This is a genomic window from Actinacidiphila polyblastidii (genome assembly GCF_036353415.1).
GTDB lineage: Bacteria > Actinomycetota > Actinomycetes > Streptomycetales > Streptomycetaceae > Actinacidiphila > Actinacidiphila polyblastidii.
Map to the genome: position 1 here is coordinate 33,858 of NZ_JAZEWV010000036.1, position 21,324 is coordinate 55,181.

At 72.9% G+C, this 21,324-nt stretch carries 22 protein-coding genes; 2 read left to right on the plus strand and 20 right to left on the minus strand.

What is annotated here, in order from left to right; translation table 11 throughout:
* Positions 1–27: 27 nt before the first annotated feature.
* The 6 genes from V2S66_RS28540 to V2S66_RS28565 all read right to left on the minus strand — a co-directional run bounded on the left by V2S66_RS28540 (position 28) and on the right by V2S66_RS28565 (position 5,650).
* Positions 28–858, minus strand: coding sequence for a heavy metal-binding domain-containing protein (locus V2S66_RS28540; RefSeq protein WP_330799611.1), 831 nt, complete (start codon positions 856–858; stop codon positions 28–30).
* Complete coding sequence (locus tag V2S66_RS28545) at positions 855–1,892, minus strand: heavy metal-binding domain-containing protein (RefSeq protein WP_330799612.1); 1,038 nt, start codon at positions 1,890–1,892, stop codon at positions 855–857. The genes V2S66_RS28540 and V2S66_RS28545 overlap by 4 nt, the downstream gene beginning before the upstream one ends.
* A 129-nt stretch (positions 1,893–2,021) precedes the next feature.
* On the minus strand, positions 2,022–2,381 hold the full coding sequence (locus tag V2S66_RS28550; protein WP_330799613.1) for a hypothetical protein: 360 nt from the start codon (positions 2,379–2,381) through the stop codon (positions 2,022–2,024).
* A gap of 84 nt (positions 2,382–2,465) precedes the next feature.
* Complete coding sequence (locus V2S66_RS28555; protein ID WP_330799614.1) at positions 2,466–3,128, minus strand: hypothetical protein; 663 nt, start codon at positions 3,126–3,128, stop codon at positions 2,466–2,468.
* Between the two features lie 132 nt (positions 3,129–3,260).
* Positions 3,261–4,142, minus strand: a complete 882-nt coding sequence (locus V2S66_RS28560; RefSeq protein ID WP_330799615.1) for an SDR family NAD(P)-dependent oxidoreductase — start codon at positions 4,140–4,142, stop codon at positions 3,261–3,263.
* Entirely contained in the window at positions 4,139–5,650 is a 1,512-nt protein-coding gene (locus V2S66_RS28565; protein WP_330799616.1) for an MDR family MFS transporter, read from the minus strand. The genes V2S66_RS28560 and V2S66_RS28565 overlap by 4 nt, the downstream gene beginning before the upstream one ends.
* Positions 5,651–5,849: 199 nt before the next feature.
* On the opposite strand from V2S66_RS28565, the gene V2S66_RS28570 reads away from it, so the two are divergent.
* Both V2S66_RS28570 and V2S66_RS28575 read left to right on the plus strand, forming a co-directional pair.
* Positions 5,850–6,614 (plus strand): TetR/AcrR family transcriptional regulator, encoded by a 765-nt coding sequence (locus V2S66_RS28570; RefSeq protein WP_330799617.1) that lies wholly within the window; start codon positions 5,850–5,852, stop codon positions 6,612–6,614.
* A 138-nt stretch (positions 6,615–6,752) separates the two neighbouring features.
* A complete protein-coding gene (locus V2S66_RS28575; RefSeq protein WP_330799618.1) occupies positions 6,753–7,436 on the plus strand; it encodes a response regulator transcription factor in 684 nt (227 codons plus the stop codon).
* Positions 7,437–7,575: 139 nt separating this feature from the next.
* On the opposite strand, the gene V2S66_RS28580 is transcribed toward V2S66_RS28575, so the two are convergent.
* From V2S66_RS28580 to V2S66_RS28645, 14 genes are all read right to left on the minus strand, one after another.
* The gene (locus V2S66_RS28580) at positions 7,576–8,757 is read right to left on the minus strand and encodes an acyl-CoA dehydrogenase family protein (protein ID WP_330799619.1); all 1,182 of its coding nucleotides are present in this window, start codon (positions 8,755–8,757) and stop codon (positions 7,576–7,578) included.
* 100 nt (positions 8,758–8,857) lie between these two features.
* Positions 8,858–9,502, minus strand: a complete 645-nt coding sequence (locus tag V2S66_RS28585; RefSeq protein WP_330799620.1) for a hypothetical protein — start codon at positions 9,500–9,502, stop codon at positions 8,858–8,860.
* Positions 9,503–9,566: 64 nt separating this feature from the next.
* A complete protein-coding gene (locus V2S66_RS28590; protein WP_330799621.1) occupies positions 9,567–10,160 on the minus strand; it encodes an NADPH-dependent FMN reductase in 594 nt (197 codons plus the stop codon).
* A complete protein-coding gene (locus tag V2S66_RS28595) occupies positions 10,157–11,437 on the minus strand; it encodes an MFS transporter (protein ID WP_330799643.1) in 1,281 nt (426 codons plus the stop codon). Before V2S66_RS28595 ends, V2S66_RS28590 begins: the two co-directional genes overlap by 4 nt.
* 5 nt (positions 11,438–11,442) lie before the next feature.
* Entirely contained in the window at positions 11,443–12,408 is a 966-nt protein-coding gene (locus V2S66_RS28600) for an LLM class flavin-dependent oxidoreductase (protein ID WP_330799622.1), read from the minus strand.
* Between the two features lie 80 nt (positions 12,409–12,488).
* Positions 12,489–13,256, minus strand: coding sequence for an SDR family NAD(P)-dependent oxidoreductase (locus V2S66_RS28605; RefSeq protein ID WP_330799623.1), 768 nt, complete (start codon positions 13,254–13,256; stop codon positions 12,489–12,491).
* 40 nt (positions 13,257–13,296) lie between these two features.
* Positions 13,297–14,502: an FAD-dependent monooxygenase gene (locus V2S66_RS28610; RefSeq protein WP_330799624.1), complete on the minus strand. Its 1,206-nt coding sequence runs from the start codon at positions 14,500–14,502 to the stop codon at positions 13,297–13,299.
* Between the two features lie 2 nt (positions 14,503–14,504).
* On the minus strand, positions 14,505–15,443 hold the full coding sequence (locus tag V2S66_RS28615) for an aromatase/cyclase (RefSeq protein WP_330799625.1): 939 nt from the start codon (positions 15,441–15,443) through the stop codon (positions 14,505–14,507).
* Positions 15,444–15,516: 73 nt separating this feature from the next.
* Positions 15,517–16,302 (minus strand): 3-oxoacyl-ACP reductase FabG, encoded by a 786-nt coding sequence (fabG, locus tag V2S66_RS28620; RefSeq protein WP_330799626.1) that lies wholly within the window; start codon positions 16,300–16,302, stop codon positions 15,517–15,519.
* Between the two features lie 11 nt (positions 16,303–16,313).
* Positions 16,314–16,583 carry an acyl carrier protein gene (locus V2S66_RS28625; protein WP_330799627.1) on the minus strand — a complete coding sequence of 90 codons (270 nt, stop codon included), beginning with the start codon at positions 16,581–16,583 and terminating at the stop codon, positions 16,314–16,316.
* 118 nt (positions 16,584–16,701) lie between these two features.
* Positions 16,702–17,919 carry a ketosynthase chain-length factor gene (locus V2S66_RS28630; RefSeq protein WP_330799644.1) on the minus strand — a complete coding sequence of 406 codons (1,218 nt, stop codon included), beginning with the start codon at positions 17,917–17,919 and terminating at the stop codon, positions 16,702–16,704.
* Between the two features lie 11 nt (positions 17,920–17,930).
* Positions 17,931–19,211 (minus strand): beta-ketoacyl-[acyl-carrier-protein] synthase family protein, encoded by a 1,281-nt coding sequence (locus V2S66_RS28635; protein ID WP_330799628.1) that lies wholly within the window; start codon positions 19,209–19,211, stop codon positions 17,931–17,933.
* Entirely contained in the window at positions 19,208–19,534 is a 327-nt protein-coding gene (locus V2S66_RS28640; RefSeq protein ID WP_330799629.1) for a TcmI family type II polyketide cyclase, read from the minus strand. Before V2S66_RS28640 ends, V2S66_RS28635 begins: the two co-directional genes overlap by 4 nt.
* An 89-nt stretch (positions 19,535–19,623) precedes the next feature.
* Positions 19,624–21,135: an FAD-dependent monooxygenase gene (locus V2S66_RS28645; protein ID WP_330799630.1), complete on the minus strand. Its 1,512-nt coding sequence runs from the start codon at positions 21,133–21,135 to the stop codon at positions 19,624–19,626.
* Positions 21,136–21,324: the final 189 nt, after the last annotated feature.

Sequence of the window (21,324 nt, forward strand, 5' to 3'; positions counted from 1 at the left end):
CGACTGACCGTCTGGAGCTGGAGCCTGTCACCCGTCGAGGCTCAGCACCATCGTGGGCCGCTCGATCTCGTGGTCGGGCCGCAGCGGCCGGACCGCGGTGCCGATGGAGAAGAACTCGGTGGTGTGCCCGCCCCAGCGGTGGTTGTGCGCGTTGAGCTGCACGCCGACCACGCCCTCCGCGTGCAGCGACTCCGCCTCCGCCTGCATCCGCGCCATCGCCAGCTCACGGGCGTCGTACAGCGCCTGGGTGAACTGCTCGACCTCGACGTTCTTGCCGAGGTTGGAGAGCACCGTGCCCATCTTCTGGTGCGCGATGTGGTAGACGCAGGTGCCCATCACCATGCCGAGCGGGGCGTAACCGGCCCGGATCAGCGTCCAGAAGTCCTGCCCGGACAGGTCGGAGGTGAAGGGCTGGTCCTTGTTGTTGCGCCAGCTCCCGCCGCCGGGGAAGGGGTGGTCGGCCTTGACGGCGGTGCCGATCGCGATGAACTCCGCGATGTCCTTGCCGAACTCCCGGGCCTCCACCGTCAGCCGGACCCCGACGATGCCGTCGGCTCCCAACTGGGCCGCCTCCGCCTCCATCCGGGTCATCGCCAACTCGCGTGCGTGGTACATCGCCTGGCTGAGGGTCTCCAGCTCCTGGTTCTTCCCCCAGCGGCCGATCTGGATGCCGACATGGTAGATCGAGCTTCCCAGCACCAGACCGATCGGCGTGAAACCGGCCTCCCTGACCAGCAGGAACTCGTTGACCGACAGGTCGCTGGTGAAGATCGACCCGGGCCGGCCGGGCGTCAGCTCGGCCAACCGCCGCATCGCGTCCGCCGGAACGCCCTCGGCGTTCGGCTGTCCGTTCGTCATATGCCCGTCCCTCGGTTCAGCTCGCTGATCTCTTCCACCAACCGCGGGTACCGGCCGCGGTCCCCGTACGGACTGGCGGCCGCGGCCGCCAGACGGCCGCGCAGCCGGTCGCCCCGGTCGCCGAGCGGCATCACCGACAGCGTCGCCGGCGGCTGCCGCCGCGGCGCGAACCTGGCGATGGTGGTGCCGACCATCGTCGACTCGGCGATGTGGTCCACCTGTTCCGAGTCGCTGTTCCTGCGGCGGGCCCGCAGGCAGGACTCCTCCCACACCCGCAGCGTGCTGTCCGCCAGCACCACCCCGTCGCCGCCCCTGCGGGCGCCCTGCGCCCGCAACTGGCTCCGGGCGTCGGAGCGGACCTCGTGCACCAGGTCGCTCCACCCGCTCATCTCGACATTGCGCCAGGAGTACGTCTGGGACCGGGTGCGGTAGTCGTCGTGCCGCACCCCGACCGACATCCCCACCAGCAGTTCGACCGGCACCCATCCGGCGGCGAGGAGCTTGGCGAAGCCCTGCCCGTCCAGATGCGAGGTGAACGGCTGCGGGGGGCGCACCGCGGGGTCGGCGCCCTGTGCCCGCACCGCGGTCCCGATGACCTGGAACTCCAGGCAGTTCGGCTGCGCGGTGAACGGCGCCATGGTCAGCGCGGCCGCCACCACCCCGTCACCGCCCAGTGCCCGGCACTCGGCCGTCATCCGTCCCAGCGCGGTGCTCCGGGCCTGGTCGAAGACCGCGACCAGGGCCGCGGAAGGGGCGCCGGCCCCCGACACGGCGACCCGGGCGTCGCCGGTGCCGCCGTAGCCGTACCCGTATCCGGCCCCCCCGAACCGGCAGTCGTGGTAGCCCCAGTAGCGGCCGCTGCGCCCGACGTGGAAGACCGCGGACCCCATCACCTGGCCCACCGGCTCGAACCCGGCCGACCGGATCGCCGCGAACTCCCCGGTGGAGAGCGCGGACGTCCAGGTCCCGCTGCGTCGCACCGCGGCCATCCGCTCCGCCGCGGCGGGGGGCAGCCCCTGCCCGTTCCATGACACCGACACGTACCCCCCGTCCAGCCGTCCGGCGCGTCAGCGGACGTGCGCCCACCGCACTGTAGCGCCGGTCGCCCGCGGGGGGACCGGCACCCCGCCGCGGCCACCGGGGGCCGCGGCGGAGTGCCGGCGTCAGGCCGCGCTCAGCGCCCCCAGGGTGCGCCAGGGCGCCGTCCCCGGCGTCGCGGGCGGCAGCAGCCAAGGGGCCCCGCCGCCACTGCCGTTGCCGCAGGCCGCGACCGGCCGGTCGTCGCGGTCCGTCGGCCGGAACCCGACCGTGTAGGTGCGGGTGACCGCGCCGTCCGCCGAGGTCACCGTGAGGGTGCGGGTGGTGAGCCGGGACCCGGCCGCCGACAGGACCGTGCCGCCGTCGACGACCTTCACCCGCGCGCCGGGCTGGGCCGGCACGGCGGAGACCGCCGGGATCCTGGCGTTCCTCGGCCAGTCCACGACGTACGTCGACACGTCAGGTGCGAACCCGTCGATCGCCACGCCCCGTTCGTACACTGCGTGCGGCCGGTGGCCGTCCGACCAGGTCGGGCGGCCACCGGCCGCGGGGTTCGGGCTGCGACGGGCTCAGGCCGTGGGGAAGAGGCTGCGGTAGTGGCGGTAGAGCAGGCCGGTGCCGCCCAGCTCCTTGAGCAGCGGCTCCCAGACCGCCTCGATGTGCGCGACGGCCTGGGCCTCGGTGACCCATTCGGAGAAGCTCAGGATCCTGGTGCCGTCGAGGCTGATGTGCATGTTCGCGGATATCCCGCCCGGATAGGCCCGTTCGTCCCCCTCGCCCGCCTCCTCGGCGGCGAAGAGGCCGTCGACGAAGTCGCGCGCGCCCTGGTGGTCCGCCGCGTCGAAGAAGGCCACCGGGAAGGAGCCGGCCACCGGTGCCGGGTCCTCGACGCCGCTGCCGCGCACCGCGCGGTACAGCCGGTAGGGGACCGGCGGCGCGGCCTCGGTCCCGGTCACGGCGGCAGTGTCGGAGACACCGCCCGCCTCCTTCAGCGACCGCTCCAGCGCGTCCTGCGAGGACCACTGCGCGTACGTCAGCACCGAGGTGCCGTCGCTGCTGACGTAGACGGTGAGCGACAGCAGCTCCTCGGGCCATGGGGCGGACCGCCAGTTCGCGACGACGGCTTCCGCGACGTCCTGCTGGACTCGGCCGCCCACCGGTGCCGTGCCGACCAGGACGACGTCGCTCTGAGGATTCTCGATGACGGGCCGCGAGGTGGGTGTGTCGGACATTCTTCGGCTCCTCGGGACGGGTGGCACCACGAAGGACGCGGGCCACAGCGTGGTACCGGCAATTCTCCGACCTGCTGTGACCCGCGCCCAGGGATCGTGGATCAGGGTTGCGGAAAGAACGTCAATTCCGTTTCAGGAAAGGTCAATTCCCGGCGCCGCCTCCGGTGCCGCCCCTCGTGGGGCGCCGCGGCGGTCGCGCAGGAGCTGCTCGGTGGCCTCCTCCAGCCGCCGCGCCGCGCCGCGGTCGAAGCCGGACCTCTCCACCGAGATCCGCGTGCCCTCCACGAAGGCGCTGAGCGCCTGCGCGGGCGGGCCGTCGATCGCCGCGAGGATGGGTGGGAGGGCCGCCGAGACCGGCTTGGCCTGTGCCTGCATCGCCGCGATCTGGCCGAGCGTCCCCGCGTCGTACTCGCCGGCGAAGCTGGTCGACGTGACGCCGGGGTGGATCAGGACGTAGCGGATACCGCGGTCGCCGTGGCGTTCGGCGAAGGAGACGCCGAGCAGGTCGTTGAGCTTGCCGCCCTGCCCGAGCGCGGCGCCGCCGTGGTAGCCGCGGCGCAGTTGCAGGTCGTCCCAGCGCACCACGCCGAGGCCGGCGCCGGGCCCCGCCACGTTCACCACCACGGGCTGCTCCGCGCCCTCCAGCGCGTCGGCGAGACCGTGGCCGAACAGGTAGCGGCTGAGGTAGAACAGCGCGAAGTTCTCCTCCAGCCCCTCGGCGGTCTCGGTGCGCTCGCTGCGGTAGAACCGGGCGCAGAACACCAGGGTGTCGATCACGGGGAAGCGGGCGCGCAGGGACGCGAGGACGCGTTCGTTCTCGGCGAGCAGCCCGAGGTCCGCGGGGAGGAAGTACGCCCGGTCGCGGGCGCCGAGCTGCTCGGCGGCGTCCAGGAACGCCTTGCCCTTCACCTCGTTGCGGCCGATGACGACGACGGTGTCGCCGCCCTCCAGCCGGGTGGCGGCCAGGGCCTTGCCGATGCCGTCGGTGCCGCCGGCGATCACGATGGTCTTCACGAGCCGTCTCCCTGAGCGGTGACCGGAGTGGGAACGTCGTCCGAGGGACGCGGTGCGGGCGCCGACTCCGCTGCCGACTCGACTGCTGGCGGCGGCAGTTCGCCGGTGGCCTGCTGCGCCGCCGGGCGCCCGGGGAGCAGCGGGGCGGCGAGGACGACCAGGGCGAGCGCGCCGGTCACCCCCCAGTACGCGGCCCGGAAGCCGTGCAGGGCGTCCCCGTCGCCGGCGCTCTGGACCAGCAGCGCCACCAGCGCGATGCCGATCGCGGCGCCCAGCTGGTTGAGCATGTAGAGCACCGTGCTGCCCTGCGGCACGAGGCGGCCGGGCAGCGTCCGGTAGAGCGAGGCGATGGTGGGAGCGCCGACGCTGCCGAGGCCGAGGCCGATGGTGAACGCCAGCACCCCTGACCAGAGCTGGGAGGTGTCGGCGCCGAGCTGCGTGGTGCCCAGGGCGCTCAGGCCGGCCAGCAGGCCGCCGCCGAAGACCAGGTTCCGCGCGCCGATCCGGTCGGACAGCCGCCCGGTCAGCGGCATCGACAGGGCCGAGCCCACCCCGAGCGGGGCGAGCAGCAGCGCGGACTCGAAGGTGTCGTGGCCGCGCACCTGCTGGTAGTACAGCGGAAGCGCGAACAGGCTCGCGAAGGTGGCCAGGCCCACGAGGGCGCCGACGGTGACGCTGGCGGAGAAGCCGCGGGAGGTGAACAGCCGCAGGTCGATCAGCGGCGACGTACGGCGCTCGCGCAGCGCGTGGACGGCGTAGCCGGCGAGCAGCACGACCGCCGCGACGAGCGGGACGAGCACCTGCCAGGCGGCGAACTCGGTCCGCTCGGCGTACTGCGACAGGGTCAGCACGGCGGCCGCCACGCCGGGGCCGATCAGCGACAGGCCCACGACGTCCAGCCGGCCCGCGGTGTGCTCGCCGACCGGCTTGTCGTCGGGGACGACGCGCAGCGCGAGCACCAGGGCGACCAGCCCGATCGGGATGTTGACCAGGAACATCCAGCGCCAGGAGGCCCCTTGCAGGATGAGGCCGCCGAGCACCGGGCCGAAGACCGGGCCGCTGGAGCCGACCACGCCCATCAGGCCCATCACCCGGCCGATCCGGCTCGGTCCGGCCGAGCGGGCCAGCAGGGTCAGCATCAGCGGGTCGAGCAGTCCGGCGCCGAGGCCCTGGACCACGCGGAAGACGATCAGGCTGCCGATGTTCCAGGCCAGGCCCGAGCAGACCGAGCCGGCCAGGAAGACGACCAGGCCCAGCAGCCACAGCCGCCGGCCGCCGAACCGGTCGACGGCCCAGGTCGTCACCGGGATGCTCACGGTCAGCGCGAGCAGGTAGCTGGTGGACACCCAACTCACCGCGCTCAGCGAGGTGTGGAAGTCCTTGACGAGGGTGTCCGCGGCGACGGCGACCATCGAGCCGTCGAGGATTCCCATGATCCCGCCCAGCAGGATCACGCCGATCAGCCGCCGCAGGGCGGGATCCAGACCTTGGTCAGAGGGGTGCGCCATGACTCTCTCTCCGTTGGCGTGACTGCCGTCGACTGGCATCGACGGACAGCAACTGGCTCAGGTCGCACGGGTATTGAGCGACTGTCAAAATGCACTCGCCAGTGCAGATTATGGGACCCACCGGGTGCGCTGCAACGGTCCAGGGCAACGAACTGCACGGGTGCGTGCAAAAAAATGTGCGGGCAGTTATGCTCTGGGGGTGGGCGGAACTGCGGCATCCTCATCGACGGCGACAGCGACGGCGACGACCGAACGGGCGACCCGGCGCGGGCGCATCGACAAGCGGCAGGCGATCCTCGACGCGGCGTTCACCGTCTTCGCCAACCGGGGTTACGCCCGTGCGTGCATGGAGGAGATCGCCGAGGTCGCGGGTGTCGCCAAGCACACCGTCTACAACCACTTCGGTGACAAGGAGAGCCTCTTCCACGCCGCGATGGAGGCGACCGGCAACGCGGTGATGGGTGAGAACCTCGCGGTGGCGGAACGCCTCACGGCCGGCGGCGCCGAGCGCGCCGCGACCGGTCCGACCGCGGCGTCCGACGGCTCCGGTGCGGGCTTCGACCCGGTCCGGTCCTGTCTCGAAGATGTGGCGCACGGCCTGCTGCAGCAGTGTTGCGACCCCCGCTCCTGGGCGCTGCGCCGGCTCCTCTACGCGGAGATCACCCGCTTCCCCGAACTGCTCGAAGCGGTCTGGGGACGCGGCGCCGACCGGCTCAGGCAGACCCTGGCCGACCGGATGGCCCGGCTCTCGCTCGCCGGCGGGCTCTGTCCCTGCGATCCCGTCGAGGCCGCGGAACAGTTCCTCGCCCTGCTCACCGGCCCCATGGAGGCCCGGTCGCAGCTCGGCACCAGGCCCGTCCCGACGGCCGAACTGGACACGGTGGCGGAGGCGGCGGTCCGCACCTTCCTGCGCGCCTTCCAGGCCGAGCGCCCGCGCGCCGCCCTGTCGGCTGCCGCTTCCTGAACCCCCCTTCCCCCTGCCCTTCCTGAGCTTTCTTCCCGGTATCACCCACCACGGCAGTTCCCCCATGTCTGGGAGGCAAGCAATGGCGCTTGCGGCTGTGAATCCACCCTCGGCCCGCGCAAGTCCAAGGGAGGCACCGTGCGCATTCTCCTGGTGGAGGCGCAGAAGCACGACGCGATGACGCTGACCCGTCATCTGGAGCGGTACGGACACGAGGTCACGACCGTCGACCGCGGCACCGCCGCGCTGGAGAGCCACCAGCAGGCGGACTTCATCCTCCTCGACCTCGATCTGCCGGACATCGACGGGCTGTTGGTCTGCCGCAGCCTCAGCGAGACGGCGGGCATCCCCCTGATCGCCTTCACCGGCGGCGGCACCGAGCTCGACCGGGTCCTGGGGCTGCGGGCCGGCGCCGACGACTGTCTCGACAAGCCGTACGAGATACGGGAGTTGGCGGCCCGCATGGAAGCGGTGATGCGCCGATGGGTGCCGCGCCGCCCGGTGCCCGCCCCCAAGACGACAGTGCTCGTCGGACCCCTGCGGATCGACGCGGCCTCGCGCGAGGTGCAGGTGCACGAACGCCGGGTGACGCTGACCCGCAAGGAGTTCGACCTCCTCTACTACCTGGCCCGGCACTCCGAGATGGTCGTCACCCGGCAGCGGCTGATGGCGGAGGTCTGGGAGATCCCGATGGTGCAGGTGGTCGGCGCCCAGGCCAGCCGGACCGTCGACACCCATGTCAGCTCCCTGCGCGGCAAGTTGGGGCGCAGCAGCTGGATCGTCACCGTCCGCGGCGTCGGATTCCGGATCGGCGTCGGCTGACAGCGGGTGCGCGCACGGCGTCCTGGGACACCGTGCGCGCACCCGTGCCCCACCGGCGGGCAGGGAGGCCAGCGGGGAGGGCGGCCGGCCGAGCGTCCCCGCGCGCCGGGGCCGTACGGCGGCGTGCCCGCGGACAGCCCTACAGATAGAAGGTGTTGGGCTCCAGACCGGTCAACGACCGGCCGTACAGCTCGATGGTGGTGGCCGGGGTGATCAGCGCGTGCAGGGACGTCGCGTGGACGTCCCGCTGAATGCGGGTGATCGGCACGTCCCGGAGGATCGAGGAGCCGCCGCTCGCCGCGGCCAGGATCTCCACGGCCAGCTTCGCCTGCCGGGCGATCCAGCCGATCTGCACCCGTGAGAGGACCCGCTCCTCCTGGGACCACGGCTCGTCGCGCAGGATCTTGCCGGCCAGCAGGTCGGCGAACCGGTGCGCCCGTGCCTCGGCGTCCTCGATCAGCAGCGCCGCCTCACCGACCTGGAGATGGGTGACCGGCGCCTCCTGCTGGCTGGGGTAGTTCGTGTACGTCAGCGGCCGTCCGGGCAGCCGCTCCAGGAAGCTCGACAGGGCGTACTTGGCCGCGCCGACCAGCTGGCCGGTCTGCATCACGGTCGCGGTGACCAGCATCGGCACCCGGTAGCCCGGTTTGGCCGCGATGACCGGGGACTTCGAGGCGTTCTGGTAGAAGACCGCGCCGTCGATCACCCGGTGGTCGGGCACGAACACGTCGGTGGCGACCGTGGTCACGCTGCCCGAGCCCGGCAGGCCGTTGGTGTCCCAGTCGTCGACGATCTCCAGCTCGGAGACCGGGACCAGGGCGAAGACCGGGAGGGCGTGTTCGGCCGGGCCGTCATCGGGGATCGCCGCGGTGATCTTCCAGTGGGCGTGCAGGACACCGCTGTTGTATCCCCACTTCCCGTTGATCAGATAGCCGCCCTCGACCCGCTTCGCGGTCCCCGAGGCGGCCGTCGTGCCGGTCACCCGGACGTGCGGCTGCGCGAACACCTCGTCGAGGGCCTCGTCCGGCCACAGACCGACCATCCAGGTGAGCGAGGCGTAGATGGACAGGCAGAAGGCGACCGAGCTGTTGCCCTTCGCGACCTCGGCGAGCACGTCGACGAAGGCGCGCGCGTCCGACTCGTACCCGCCGTACTCGGTGGGCACCTGCATCCTGAGCAGCCCGGACTCCTCGATCGCCTCGATAACGTCCGGGGGCAGCCGTCGGTGCTCGTCGATCCACAGCGCGCGGGAGCGCAACAGCGGGACCAGTTTGGCCGCGGCCTCGACCAGCTCTTCGCGGCTCGGTGCGGGAGTCGGCATTCTCGGTTCCTTCCACGGGGTGGGGACTGTCGGTGGGTGGGGCGCGCGACGGGGGCTCTCGGTGAGTGCCCTCGGTGACGGCTCTCGGTGAAGGGGGGCCTCAGGCGCGCAGGCCGTGCACCAGGCGGTACCGCTTGAAGCCGATCGGCCGCACGCCCGGGGTGTCGTGGGTGGCGCGCAGCGTCGCCGTCCGGGTGGCTCCTTCGAGGAACGCGATGTGCGCCTCGTCGCTGGTCCACTCGGCGTAGTTGAGCACCCGGGTGCCGTCGCTGCTGAGATGGAAGTTCGCCGAGATCATGCCGGGGTGCCGGTCGGCCGGGATGGCCGCGAGGGCGCCGGCGATCGAGGCGACGATGCCCTCCTGCGGACCCGGCCCGTCGGTGTCGAAGGTGGCGACCACGAAGCTCTCGGGCAGCAGCGGCCCGTCGTCCACCACGATCGCGCGGTGCAGGGTGTACGCGACCGTCTCGGCGCCGGCCAGCCCCTGGAGGCCCGTCGTGAAGACGCGGAGCGCCCGCGGGTCGGAGGTCTGGACGTACGTCAGCACGGTGTCGTGATCGGTGCTGAGGTAGCCGCTGAAGGAGAGGATGCCGGGGGGCCAGGGCGTGGCGCGCCACTGCCGCGCCGCCTCGTCCAGGGCGTCGAGGCCGGCCTCGCGGCCGGGCACGTACCACTGGGCGACGTGGACGGACGTGGCGTCGGCGCGCTGGATGTCCGGGGGAGCGGAGGTGAGCTGCTGGGGCACGGTCTTTCCCTTTCCGGGGGTGGGGTTGCGGGGGCCCGCGGGAGCCGTCGGACGCGGACGCACGTCAGCGGGGGTACGGGTGTTCGCCGCGCGCGGTGCGCAGCGCGCGTCCCCACCAGTCGAGTTGGTCGAGGAGCAGGGCGGCCGAGGCGACGCTGGGCCCGGGTTCGGTCAGTCGGCCCTGCGCGTCGAAGCGGCTCGCGGCGTCGGGCAGCGCGACACTCTCGCGCGCGGTCGTCGCGTGCACCTCGGCGAAGACCTGCCGCAGCTGCTCCACGGCGCGGATGCCGCCGCTGAGGCCGCCGTACGACACGAAGCCGACCGGCTTGGTCGCCCACTCCGCGTAGAACCAGTCGATGGTGTTCTTCAGCGCGGCGGGGAAGCTGTGGTTGTACTCGGGCGTGACCACCACGTAGGCGTCGGCCGAGGCGAGCACGGCGCGCAGCGCCTCCCGTGTCCGCGCGGTCCCGACCGCCGGCTCGGCGCCGGGGCGCGGCAGCGCCAGGGGCAGCGGGAAGTCGGAGAGGTCGACGCTCTGCACGGCGAACTCCGGTCGTTCCTTGACCTGTTCGAGGAACCAGTCGGCCACCGCGGGGCCGAGCCTGCCGTCCCTGACGCTGGCGGTGATGAGGGCGAGCGAGAGCTGGTCGTCTGTCATGGTGCGGCCTGTCTGTGAGGGGTTCGGAGTCCGGTGAGCGCGGTCAGCAGGCCGATGCAGCCGACCGCGGTGATGAACGACAGCGCGGCGCGGTGGCCGTGGTGCGAGCCCAGCAGCCATGCGGTCGACGGCAGCGTCAGCACCGCGCCGAGCTGCACGGCGGCCTGGTAGAGCGGCACGGCGGCCGCCCGGTCGGCGGCCGGCAGGGCCGAGGTGGCCTGCATGTTGAGGGCGGCGAAGGAGAGCACGAAGCCGGCGCCGACCAGGAGCAGCGCCGGCAGCATCCCCGCGGTGTACCCGCCGGCGTCCGGCCGCCACACGCACAGGGCGTAGCCGAGCACGGGCGCGGCCGCGCCCAGGGCGATCGGCCGGTTGGTGCCCCAGCGAGCCGTCATCGCCCCCGCGAACGGCACGGTCAGCGCGAGCGGCAGGCAGGCCGGCAGCAGGGCGAGCGCCGACTGCCAGGCGGGCCAGCGGAGTTGGCGCTGAGTGTGGAAGGTGAACAACAGCAGCAGGCTCTGGTAGCCGCCGTTGAGGGTGGCCGCGCCCACCGCCGAACGCAGCAGCGGGCCGTGGCGCAGCAGTCCTGGGGTGATGCGCGGGACCGGGGTGCGGCCCTGGTCGGCCGGGACGACCCGCAGCGCGCAGACCAGCAGCACCAGCGCGACCGGGGCGGGGAAGAGCAGCGTCCAGCGCCAGCTCGCGGTCAGCAGCGCCCCCGACAGCAGCAGGCCCGCGGTGAAGCCTGCCGCGCCGAACAGGGAGTAGACGGAGACCGCCCGGCGCCGCTGCGGCCCCTCGGGGAAGGTGGCGGCGATGATGGCGAGGCCGGTGGGGGCGGTGAGCGCCGCCGCGGCACCTTTGACCACCCGGGTGGCGATCAGCAGCGCGGCGCCGTCGGCGAGCCCGCCGGCGACGGACGCGGCGGCGAAGACCACCATCGCGGCGAGGTAGACCCTCCTGCGGCCCAGTGCGGCGTTGAGCCCCGGCCCGACGACGAGCAGGGCGGCGAAGCCGAGCGCGAAGCCGCTCATCAGCCACTGCACCGTCGACAGGCCGAGGCCGAGCGAGGCGCCGATGGAGGGCAGGGCGACGAGCACCACGGAGACCTCGATCGCGTCGAGGATCATGTTGGCCGAGAGGATGAGGAGGACGGACCACAGCCGGGCGTCCCAGTGTGGTGCCTCGGCCGACGCGGCCGACGCGGCCGACTCGACCGCCGGGGAGGCGGCGGAGGGCGTCGAGGACGGGGAGGCGGGGCGGGAGGAGGCGGTCATCGCGGTCACGCCCGCAGCAGCGGCGGCAGCTTCTCGGTGACGAGCCGGATGTTCTCCTCGACGAGGTCGTCCGGCATCCCCGCGATGCTCGCCCAGAAGATGAGGTGCCGGACCGGCAGGTCCGCGGTCAGCTCCTTGACGCGCACGGCCGCCTCCTGCGGCGTGAGGATCTCCAGCAGGCCCCGGGTGTCCGCCGCGTCCGGGTCGCGGAGGTCCTCCTCGGTGAGCAGCGGGATGCTCCGGCCGGTGCCCTCCACCGACCCCTGCCGGTAGGAGTTCACCTGGTGCGCCAGGTGCGGCGCCACACGGTGCCAGGCCTTCTCCGGGTCCTCGGCGAGGATGATCGGAAGCAGGTCGGCGACCCGCGCCGTTCGCGGATCGTGGCCGCCCTCCACCAGGCCCTGCCGGTAGTGCTTGAACAGCGGGCGAGAGATGTGCAGCAGGCCGATGCCGAGCCGGCCGGCGATGCGCGCGCCGCGAGGCCCGTAGAAGCCGCCCCACACCGGCGGCGGGTCCTGGATCGGCAGGGGGGTCACGCTCCGCTCCTCCCACAGCCGCAGGATCTGCCGGATGTTCCGCTCGGTGTGCGCGAACCTGCGGCCGAAGTCGGCGCCGAACAGCTGGTACTCGGGGAGCCGGTAGCCCGCGCCGAGGCCGAGTTCCAGCCGGCCGCCGCTAAGAAGGTCGACGAGCGCGGCCTGTTCCGCGATGTCGGCGGGGTGGTGCAGCGCGGGCAGCACCACCGAGGTGCCGATCCGGGCCCGGCGGGTGCGCGCGGCGACGGCCGCGGCGACGGTCAGCGGCTGCGGCAGGTAGCCGTCCTCGAAGAGGTGGTGCTCGGTGAACCACAGGCCGCCGGCTCCGCCGCGGTCGGCCTCCTCGCACAGTTCCAGGGTCCGCGCGTAGTGGTCGGCCCACGGCCGGTGCCACTGCTCGGGGTTGCGCAGGTCGAAGAGGAGTCCGACGTCCATGGCACGTTCCTTTTCCTCGGGTGTTCGCGGTCTCCGGGCCGGCCCGGGGGGATCGGGCGGGGTCTGTCGCGGGCGGCGGGTCAGCCCAGCAGGGTGCCGCCGGTGGCGTCGATGAACGCGCCGGTGATCCACCGGGCCTCGTCGGTGGCCAGGAAGGTGACCACGTCGGCCACGTCGCCGGCCTGGCCCACCCGCTTGAACGCCGACAGCTGGGCCATCTGCTCGACCGCCTCGGGGATGTCGAAGACCGCGCTGCCGTTGTCGGTGATGCCGGGTGCGACGCTGTTGATGGTGATGTCGCGCGGGGCGAGCTGTCGGGCGAGGTGCAGGGTGAGCTGCTCGATCGCGCCCTTGGTCATCGCGTACGCGGCCTGCTCGGGGTTGGAGACCCGGGTCAGCCCGGACGAGATGTTGATGACCCGGCCGCCCTCGGGGATCTGCGGCAGCGCGCGCTGCAGGATGAAGAACGGCGCCTTCGCGTTCACCGCGAAGAAGCGGTCGAACTCCTCCGGGGTGACGTCCTCCGGGGCGGTGCCCGCCGAGGACGCGGCGCCCGCGTTGTTCACCAGGATGTCGAGGGTGGTGCTGCCGGTCCGCTCCTTCAGGCCCTGCTCCAGCCCGAGGAAGAGTTCGTGCACGTCGCCGGGGACGCCCAGCTCGGCGCGGACGGTGAAGCCGTGGCCGCCGTCCTTCTCGATCCGGGCGACGGTCTCCTGCGCGGCCGCCTCGTTTGCGCTGTAGTGCACGGCGACCAGCGCGCCCTCCCTGGCCAGCCGCACGGCGATGGCGCGGCCGATGCCGCGGCTGGATCCGGTGACGAGTGCCGTCCTGCCGACGAGCCTGCTCATGGTCTGTCTCCTACGGTCGCGGGGGTGATGTCGGTGGGGCTCAGGCGGGGTCGAGGCCGGCGGGTGCGGGCTCCGGCGCCCCGAGCCCGCTGATCGCGCGGGCCAGATGGCGGCGGGCCGAGCCGATCTCCAGCAGCTCGCCGAAGACGGAGCGCAGCCCGTCCACTTCCGGTCCGCCGAGCAGCAGCCGGGCCTGGGCCTGGATGTTGGTGAGCGTCGCCGCGCCGATCCGGTGGCGGGCGTCGTGGTAACTGTCGAGCAGCGCGGAGCCGCCCGGCGCCTCGGGCCCGGCGACGTCGTCCGCCTCGGCGACCTGCCGGGCGAGCTTGCCGCCGAGGTCCGCGGCGTCCTGCAGGGCGAGGTTGAGCGCCTGGCCGCCGACCGGCATCTGCACGTGGGCCGCGTCCCCGGCGAGCAGCACCCGGCCCTTGACGTAGCGGTCGGCCTGGAGCCGGGTGTCGTCGAAGGCGTTGAGCCAGACCGGGGTGCCGGCGCTGATGTCCTCGCCGGTCACCAGGGCCCAGGCGTCGACCACTTCGGCCAGTCCCGGCGCGCCGGTGCGGCGGCCGGGCGTGCTGCCGTGGACGTGCACCATGACCCGGGTGGTGCCGTCGGGCCAGCGGAAGGCGGTGGCCAGCCCGTGCGGATGGCGCTCGAAGCGCCGGTTCGGCACGTCGATGCCCGCCAGGTCCGCCCGGAGCATCTCCAGGGTGGCGTCCTGCCCGGTCACCTCGAACCCGGCCAGCTGGCGCACGGTGCTCCGCTCACCGTCGCAGCCGACCAGGTACGAGGCGCTCAGGACGGCCGGCTGCCCGCCCAGCGCGATGAAGCCGGCCTCGACGCGGTCGGCCCGCACGCGCAGGCCCGTCAGCACGTGCCCGCGCAGCACTCGCGCGCCCAGCCCGGTCGCCCACTCCTGCAGCGCCGCCTCCAGGCGCGCCTGCGCGCACTTCCACTGTCCTGCGTAGGGGTGGCCGGGGTCGGCCGCGGTCAGGTCGAGCGGCAGGCCGCCGAAGTGGCCGGGACCGCCGCTCGGCAGCTCACCCAGCCGCTCCAGCAGCCCGCGCTCGGCGAGGATCTCCATGGTGCGGGCGTGCAGCGTGGACGCGCGGGACTCGGTGGTCGGCTCGGTGAGCTGCTCCAGGACGGTGACCCGGGCGCCGCCCCGGCGCAGCTCGCCGGCGAGCAGCAGCCCGGCCGGTCCCGCCCCGACCACGACCACGTCGGTGTCCAGTGGGTGCGCCATGCTCAGCGCCGCGCTTCCGCGTACTCCTTGGCGTGCCGCAGCGTGGCCCGGCTGTTGCCGCCCAGGGCCTCGCGGATGAACCGGCGGGCCTCCGGGACGCCCGCCTCCGGGCCGAGCACCGCGGCGATGCTCTCGGCGTTGAGCACCACAGTGTGCTGGGAGGTGGCGGTGGTGACGCCGTCCGCGCCCTCCTCGAACGTCCAGTAGCCGGTGTGCAGATCGAGCAGCGCGGGCAGCGTGGTCTGCTTGTAGGCGATCTTGTGGTGCGGGAAGCAGACCCGGACCGACTCCGTGATGTGCGTCGAGCCGTCCTTGGTGAGGGTTTCGAGCCGCAGGGTCTGCAGGCCCGGGGTGTCCTCGGTCAGCTCGACGCCGGCGACGTGCGGCAGCCGCTCCGTCCACAGGTGCGCCTCGTTGACGAAGTCGTAGACGTCCTTGGCGGCGCCCTCCACCCGGACGCTGTCCTCGAAGGACAGGCTCAGCTCCGCGTTCTGCGCGGAGAGCTCCAACTGAGCTTTCAAGCCCGGCAGTTCCGCCTTGCTGTTGCGGTCGACCGCCGCGTCGATCCAGCTCAGGCCCTCCGGGTCGTCGTCGATCGCGCGGTAGCTGTGCAGCAGGCGTATCCGGGACTCCTGGTCGCCGATCCGCTCGATGATCCAGGTGCCCGTCATCTCGGCCACCGGAGGCGCCGAGACCTCCTGCCAGAACCGGATGCGCAGCGCCTCGGGGTCCAGCGTGCGCCGTGAACTCCAGTTCTTTGCCTCGCCGTTGGCGGTGGCCCAGATGCGGATGCGTTCCTCGTTGCCGTCGCGTTCGAGGTAGTCGACGTAGACCGACGGCGGAAAGAGCCGCGGCCAGTTCTCGACCTCGGCGAGAAGCCGGTAGACGTCGGCGGCGCGCGCCTGGACGGTGATCTCGTGTTCGACCTCGCGGGTCGTCATGGTCGCAGCTCCGATCGGTGCGGAAGGGGGGAGTGACGGGAAGAGACGGGCAGCGGCCGGCGGAGCCGGGTGGTCAGAAGTTGCCGAGGCCGCCGCAGACGTTGAGCGCCTGCGAGGTGATGGACGCGGCGGTGTCGGAGGCGAGATAGCCGACCAGTCCGGCCACCTCCTCCGGCGAGGAGTAGCGGCCGAGCGGGATCTTCGCCTCGAACTTCTCCTTGATCGCGTCCTCGCTGGTGTCGTACGCGGCCGCGTAACCCAGCCGCACGCGCTGGGCCATCGGCGTCTCGACGTAGCCGGGGCAGACCGCGTTGACGGTGATCCCGGTGGGGGCCAGCTCGTTGCCGAGCGCCTTGGTGAAGCCGACGACGCCGTGCTTGGAGGCCGAGTACGGGGCGCCGAGCACCACGCCCTGCTTCCCGGCGGTGGACGCGATGTTGATGATCCGGCCGCTGCTCCTGACCCGCAGGCCACCGGCGTTGAGCACCTCACGGGTGACCCGGAAGACGCTGTTCAGGTTCGTCTCGATCACGTCGTACCAGAGCTCGTCGGCGATGTCGGCGGTCACTCCGCCGCCGCTGCGGCCGGCGTTGTTGACCAGTACGTGGATCGGGCCGAAGCGGTCGACGGCGCCCCGGACGAAGGCCCTGACGTCGTCGTCGCTGCGGACGTCGACGGCCTGGCCCTCGACCTCCAGGCCCTCGGCGCGCAGTTCCTTGACGGTGGCCGCGACGTTGTCGGCGTTGCGGGCGCCGATGAACACCCGGTGGCCCTGGCCGGCCAGCAGCCGGGCGACCGCCAGTCCGATGCCGCTGGTCGCGCCCGTCACCAGGGCGACGCGTCCGGTGGTCTGTGTCATGGTCTTCCTCCTCAGGCGGTGGAGGCAGCGGAGAGCTGCTCGTTGACGATGTCGATGAGGCCGCGGGGGGTGACCGCGTCGGTCAGCGCGGAGTCGTCCAGCGAGATGCCGAACTCGCGCTCGATCCGGCTGCCGGTCTCCAGCAGCGCGAGGGACTCGTAGCCGAGCGCTTGGAACTCGGTGTCGACGATGTCACCGGTGAGGTCGACGTTCTCGTCGGCGCCGGCGGCCTCCAGCAGGATGCGCCGCAGGTCGTCGAGGGTGAACGGGCTGGTGGACATGTCCGGGCCTTTCATGGAGGGGTGGTGTCCGGGAGGGGGACGTGGGTGGCGGAGCCGGCGTCGTGCGCGGTCGCCGGGCAGATCGCGGGCGCGGGAGCCGGCGGGCGGCCCCGCGGTCTCAGCGGGCCGCGCGCACCACCAGGGCCGAGTTGAAGCCGCCCTGCCCGCGGGCGAGCACCAGTGCGGTCCGCACCGGCGCCGGCCGGGGGGCGCCGACGACCAGGTCGATGTCGTACGGGTCGGCGAGCGAGCTGCCGATGGTGGGCGGGATGACACCGTCGCGGATGCTCAGCAGTGCGGCCGCGACGTCCAGCGGGGCCGCCCCCGAGTAGAGCCGCCCGGTCATCGTCTTGGGCGCGGTGACCGGGACTCCGCGCGGCCCGAACGTCCTGGTGAGCGCCGCGGCCTCGATGCGGTCGAGTTCGGGGATCGCCGCAGCGTCGGCGAAGACCACGTCCACGTCGCCCGGCCCGATCCCGGCGTCCCGCAGCGCGCCGTCGATCGCCCGCTCGATGCCCGGGGCCCGGCCGCTGCCGGGCCGGGGGTCCATGGTGGCCGCGTGCCCGGCGAGCTCGCCGTAGATCTTCGCGGCGCCGCGCGCCCTGGCCCGCTCCGCGTCCTCGACGACCAGCAGCGCGCCGCCCTCGCCCGGCACATGTCCGCGCGCGGCCGCGTCGAAGGGCAGGTAGGCGCGCGCGGCGTCGTCTCCGGTGGCCAGCCTGCCGCTCGCCAGCTGCGCCACCCATCCCCAGGAGCAGATCGACGCGTCGACCGCGCCGGCCACCACCAGCGACGTGCCCTTGCGCACCTGGCGGCGGGCCTGGGCGAGCGCGTCGAGGCCGCCGGCCTGGTCGCTGATGACCACGCTGCTGGGGCCGCGCAGGCCGTGGCGGATGGAGATCTGCCCGCTGTTGACGGCGTAGAACCAGGCGAAGGACTGGTACGCCGACACGTACTTGCCGCCCTTGCTCCACAGCGCCTTCAGCTCATTCTGGCCGAACTCGAAGCCACCTGAGTGGCTGGCGGTGATCACGCCGGCCGAGTAGTGGGGCAGCTGGGCCGGGTCGACCCCGGCGTCCTGCAGTGACCAGTCGGCGCTGACCAGGGCGAGTTGGGTCATCCGGTCGGTCTGCGGCAGCAGCCTGTTGGGCAGGTGCTCCCCGGCGCTGAAGCCGTCGATCTCGCCGGCGAGCCGCGACGGGTAGTCCGACGGGTCGAAGCGGCTGATCCGTCCGATGCCGCTGCGGCCGTCGAGCGTCGCCGCCCAGTACTCCTCCACGCCGAGCCCGTTGGGCGCGGCCACACCGAGGCCGGTGACGACTGCCGGCGCGTGCACCGCCGGCGCGCTCACCGGGCGCTCCGGTCGGGGCGGGCGAGCACCACGGCGCTCTGGAAGCCGCCGAAGCCGCTGCCGACCGACAGCACCGCGTCCGTCCGCCAGTCACGCGCGGTCACCGGCACGTAGTCGAGGTCGCACTCCGGATCGGGGGTGTGCAGGTTGGCCGTCGGCGGCACCACCGCGTGCTCCATCGCCAGCACGGACGCGGCGATCTCGATGGACCCGATGGCGCCCAGCGAGTGGCCCACCATGGACTTGATGGAGCTGACCGGCGTCCGGTACGCGTGGTCGCCGAGGCTCCGCTTGAACGCGGCGGTCTCGTGCCGGTCGTTCTGCTTGGTGCCGGAGCCGTGCGCGTTGATGTAGTCGACGTCCTCCGGCACCAGCCGGGCCTCGTCGAGCGCCACCCGGATCGCCTCGGCCATCTCCGCGCCGTCCGGGCGCAGTCCGGTCATGTGGAAGGCGTTGGACCGGGTCGCGTAGCCGGCCACCTCGGCGTAGACGTGCGCGCCGCGGCGGCGCGCGCTCTCCAACTCCTCCAGGACGAAGACGGCCGCGCCCTCGCCGAGGACGAATCCGGTCCGGCTGGCGTCGAACGGCCGCGAGGCGTGCTCGGGGTCGTCGTTGCGAGCCGTGGTGGCCTTGATGGCGTCGAAGCAGGCGACGGTGATGGGGGAGATCGGCGCGTCGCTCGCCCCGGCGACGACGACGTCGGCGACCCCGTCCCTGATCAGGTCGGTGGCGTAGCCGACCGCGTCGAGCCCGGAGGTGCACCCGGTGGACACGACGGTGCCGGGTCCCTCCGCGCCGACCGCCCAGGCGACCTCGCTCGCGAACGAGCTGGGCACCAGGAAGTTGTAGAGGTGCGGCACGGCGTACTCGTGGTCGACCAGGTCGAGCCGGCCGCCGTCGCTGACCGCCCGGTACTCCTGGTCGAGTCCGGTGGTCGCGCCGACCGCGCTGCCGATGGTCACACCGATGCGGTGCGGGTCCAGGGCGGCGAAGTCCAGGCCGCTGTCGGCGACCGCCTCGCGGGCGGTGACCACCGCGAACTGCGCGGCGCGGTCCATCCGGCGGACCTCCTGCGGGGTGAGCCCGGACAGCTCGGCGTCGAAGTCCGCCTCGGCGGCGATCTGCGAGCGGAACGGCGAGGGGTCGAAGAACGAGATCCGCCGCGTCGCGGTGCGCCCGTCGGTCAGCAGCTGCCAGAAGTCCTTGACGCCGATGCCGCCGGGAGCCGTGACGCCCACCCCGGTGATGACGACGCGGCGGCCGCCCGTCGCGCTCACTCGGCGCTCCAGTGGTAGAAGCGCTGCGCCATCGCGTCGGCGGGCGAGCGCCAGGTGGCCGGGTCGTAGGCCTCGATGTGCGGCTTGAGGTCCTCGCTGATCCGGATGAACCGGGGGTCGGTCCTGGCCGCCTGGATGTGCTCGCCGCCGTCCTCGCCGGCGAAGTCCTGGAGGTGGAAGTACAGGCCCCGGTAGGCGAACAGCTCGCGGCGCCGGGTGCCCATGAGGTGCGGCATCTCGGTGGCGTCGAAGGCGCCGAAGATGTCGGCGACGTGCTCGGCGGAGCCCGGTTCGATGCGGGCGACGATCAGGGTGCTGTACATGTCTGCCTTTCGTGGATGTCCTGGATCTCCCGGCGGTGCCGGAGGTGCCGGTCGGACGGGCGCCGGCGGCCGCACCGCGGCAGGTGGTGTCACGGTCGTGGCGCCGGCGGCCGGGGGGAGGGGGATGCGCGTCGGGCGGGACCGAACCAGCGGCTGAGCGCCGTGGGCAGGTCGTGCTGGCTGCCGGGTCCTGCCCAGGCGACGTAGCCGTCGGGGCGGACCAGTACCGCGGTGGTGGTGTCGAACGCGTCCGGGAGCTTCTCCTCGCTGTCGGGGGCGGCGGTGACGATGTCGATCCGTTCGCTCCAGGGAGCGGCGCGGCGGCGCAGGTGCGGGTTGTCCGCCAGGTCCAGCAGGACGCCGCGGCCGCCGGTGAGCAGCGCGGTGCTGCTGGTACGGCGCCCCCGCACGGTCAGCCCCAGGTGCGGCATGCGTGCCCCGAGCAGCGGGTTCCGGCCGGGACCCACGTCGTACCTGATCGACAGCCCGCTGACCTTGGCGGCGAGATGGCGGGCGACGTCCTCGTAGCGCACCAGCTCGGTGAGCACGTCGCGCAGCGGCTGCGCCTGCGCGCCGCCGAGGATCAGCTGGCTCTGGGCCGCGGTGTTGGCGAGCAACTCCACTCCCACCGGGTGCCGTTCGGAGTGGTAGGTGTCCAGCAGCGACCGCGGCGCCGTGCCGTGCAGGACCGCGGCGAGCTTCCAGCCGAGGTTCACCGAGTCCTGGATGCCGGTGTTCATGCCCTGGCCGCCGGCCGGCAGGTGGATGTGCGCCGCGTCGCCGGTGAGCAGGACGCGGCCGCGGCGGTACTCGGCGGCTTGGCGCGCCGCGTCGGTGAAGGCGCTGACCCACACCGGCTCGGCGTGCGAGATGTCGTCCCCGGTCAGCCGCTTCCAGACGTCGGCGACCTCCTGGAAGGCCGGCGGACCGCCGCGCCTGCGCGGCGGCGCGCCCCGCTCGCCGACGATCACCCGGTGGACGCCGCCGGGAAGTGGCGCCGACATCACCATCCCGGCCGCCAGCAGCTCACCGGTCATCCGCGGCGCCACCTCGACGCCGCGGACGTCCGCGAGCAGCAGTTCCGTGGTCGCCGCGGTGCCCGGGAAGTCGAAGCCGCCGGCCTTGCGGACGCTGCTGCGGCCGCCGTCCGCGCCGACCAGGTAGTCCGCGCGCAGGGTCCGCTCGCCCTGCGGGGTGCCGACGCGTACGGCGACGGACCCGTCCTCCTCCCGGTAGGAGCGGAACTCGTGGCCGCGCCGGATGTCGGCGCCCAGCTCCCGCGCCCACTGCTCCAGGACCGCCTCGGTGACGGACTGCGGCACGGACCTGGCCGACCGGTACGCGCCGTCCAGGACGCCGAGGTCGAGCGGGACGCCGCCGAAGTGCCCCTGCTCGCTGGTCGGCGCGTCGCCGAAGCGGCGCAGCAGCCCGCGCTGGGCGAACGTCTCGACGGTGCGCAGGGTCAGACCGATTCCGCGTGATTCCGCGGTCCGGCCGGAAAGGCGTTCCAGCACGGTGACCTCGATGCCCGCCAATCGCAGTTCACCGGCGAGCGCAAGCCCGGCCGGACCGGCTCCGGTAATGATGACCGAGCCGCTCATACGCCTCTCCCATCTGAAGGGGTAATCGCGTGTGGACTCTTTCCGAGGATCAGTGAATGGACGGTTCGCGACGTTCGGAACACGCCGGCCCGGGTTTTCGCCGGACACCGATATCTTGCGGCACCCGGCCTGCCGCATTCAAGCAAAAAAATCAAGGTTCTCTGAAAATGAATGTGAGGAGAATGTCAA

Coding starts and splice junctions, on each gene's coding strand:
- V2S66_RS28625 (WP_330799627.1), bottom strand. CDS start 16,583: ATGTCCACCAGCCCGTTCACCCTCGACGACCTGCGGCGCATCCTGCTG.
- fabG (WP_330799626.1), bottom strand. CDS start 16,302: ATGACACAGACCACCGGACGCGTCGCCCTGGTGACGGGCGCGACCAGC.
- V2S66_RS28615 (WP_330799625.1), bottom strand. CDS start 15,443: ATGACGACCCGCGAGGTCGAACACGAGATCACCGTCCAGGCGCGCGCC.
- V2S66_RS28565 (WP_330799616.1), bottom strand. CDS start 5,650: ATGGCGCACCCCTCTGACCAAGGTCTGGATCCCGCCCTGCGGCGGCTG.
- V2S66_RS28590 (WP_330799621.1), bottom strand. CDS start 10,160: ATGACAGACGACCAGCTCTCGCTCGCCCTCATCACCGCCAGCGTCAGG.
- V2S66_RS28595 (WP_330799643.1), bottom strand. CDS start 11,437: ATGACCGCCTCCTCCCGCCCCGCCTCCCCGTCCTCGACGCCCTCCGCC.
- V2S66_RS28555 (WP_330799614.1), bottom strand. CDS start 3,128: ATGTCCGACACACCCACCTCGCGGCCCGTCATCGAGAATCCTCAGAGC.
- V2S66_RS28645 (WP_330799630.1), bottom strand. CDS start 21,135: ATGAGCGGCTCGGTCATCATTACCGGAGCCGGTCCGGCCGGGCTTGCG.
- V2S66_RS28605 (WP_330799623.1), bottom strand. CDS start 13,256: ATGAGCAGGCTCGTCGGCAGGACGGCACTCGTCACCGGATCCAGCCGC.
- V2S66_RS28600 (WP_330799622.1), bottom strand. CDS start 12,408: ATGGACGTCGGACTCCTCTTCGACCTGCGCAACCCCGAGCAGTGGCAC.
- V2S66_RS28580 (WP_330799619.1), bottom strand. CDS start 8,757: ATGCCGACTCCCGCACCGAGCCGCGAAGAGCTGGTCGAGGCCGCGGCC.
- V2S66_RS28610 (WP_330799624.1), bottom strand. CDS start 14,502: ATGGCGCACCCACTGGACACCGACGTGGTCGTGGTCGGGGCGGGACCG.
- V2S66_RS28540 (WP_330799611.1), bottom strand. CDS start 858: ATGACGAACGGACAGCCGAACGCCGAGGGCGTTCCGGCGGACGCGATG.
- V2S66_RS28640 (WP_330799629.1), bottom strand. CDS start 19,534: ATGTACAGCACCCTGATCGTCGCCCGCATCGAACCGGGCTCCGCCGAG.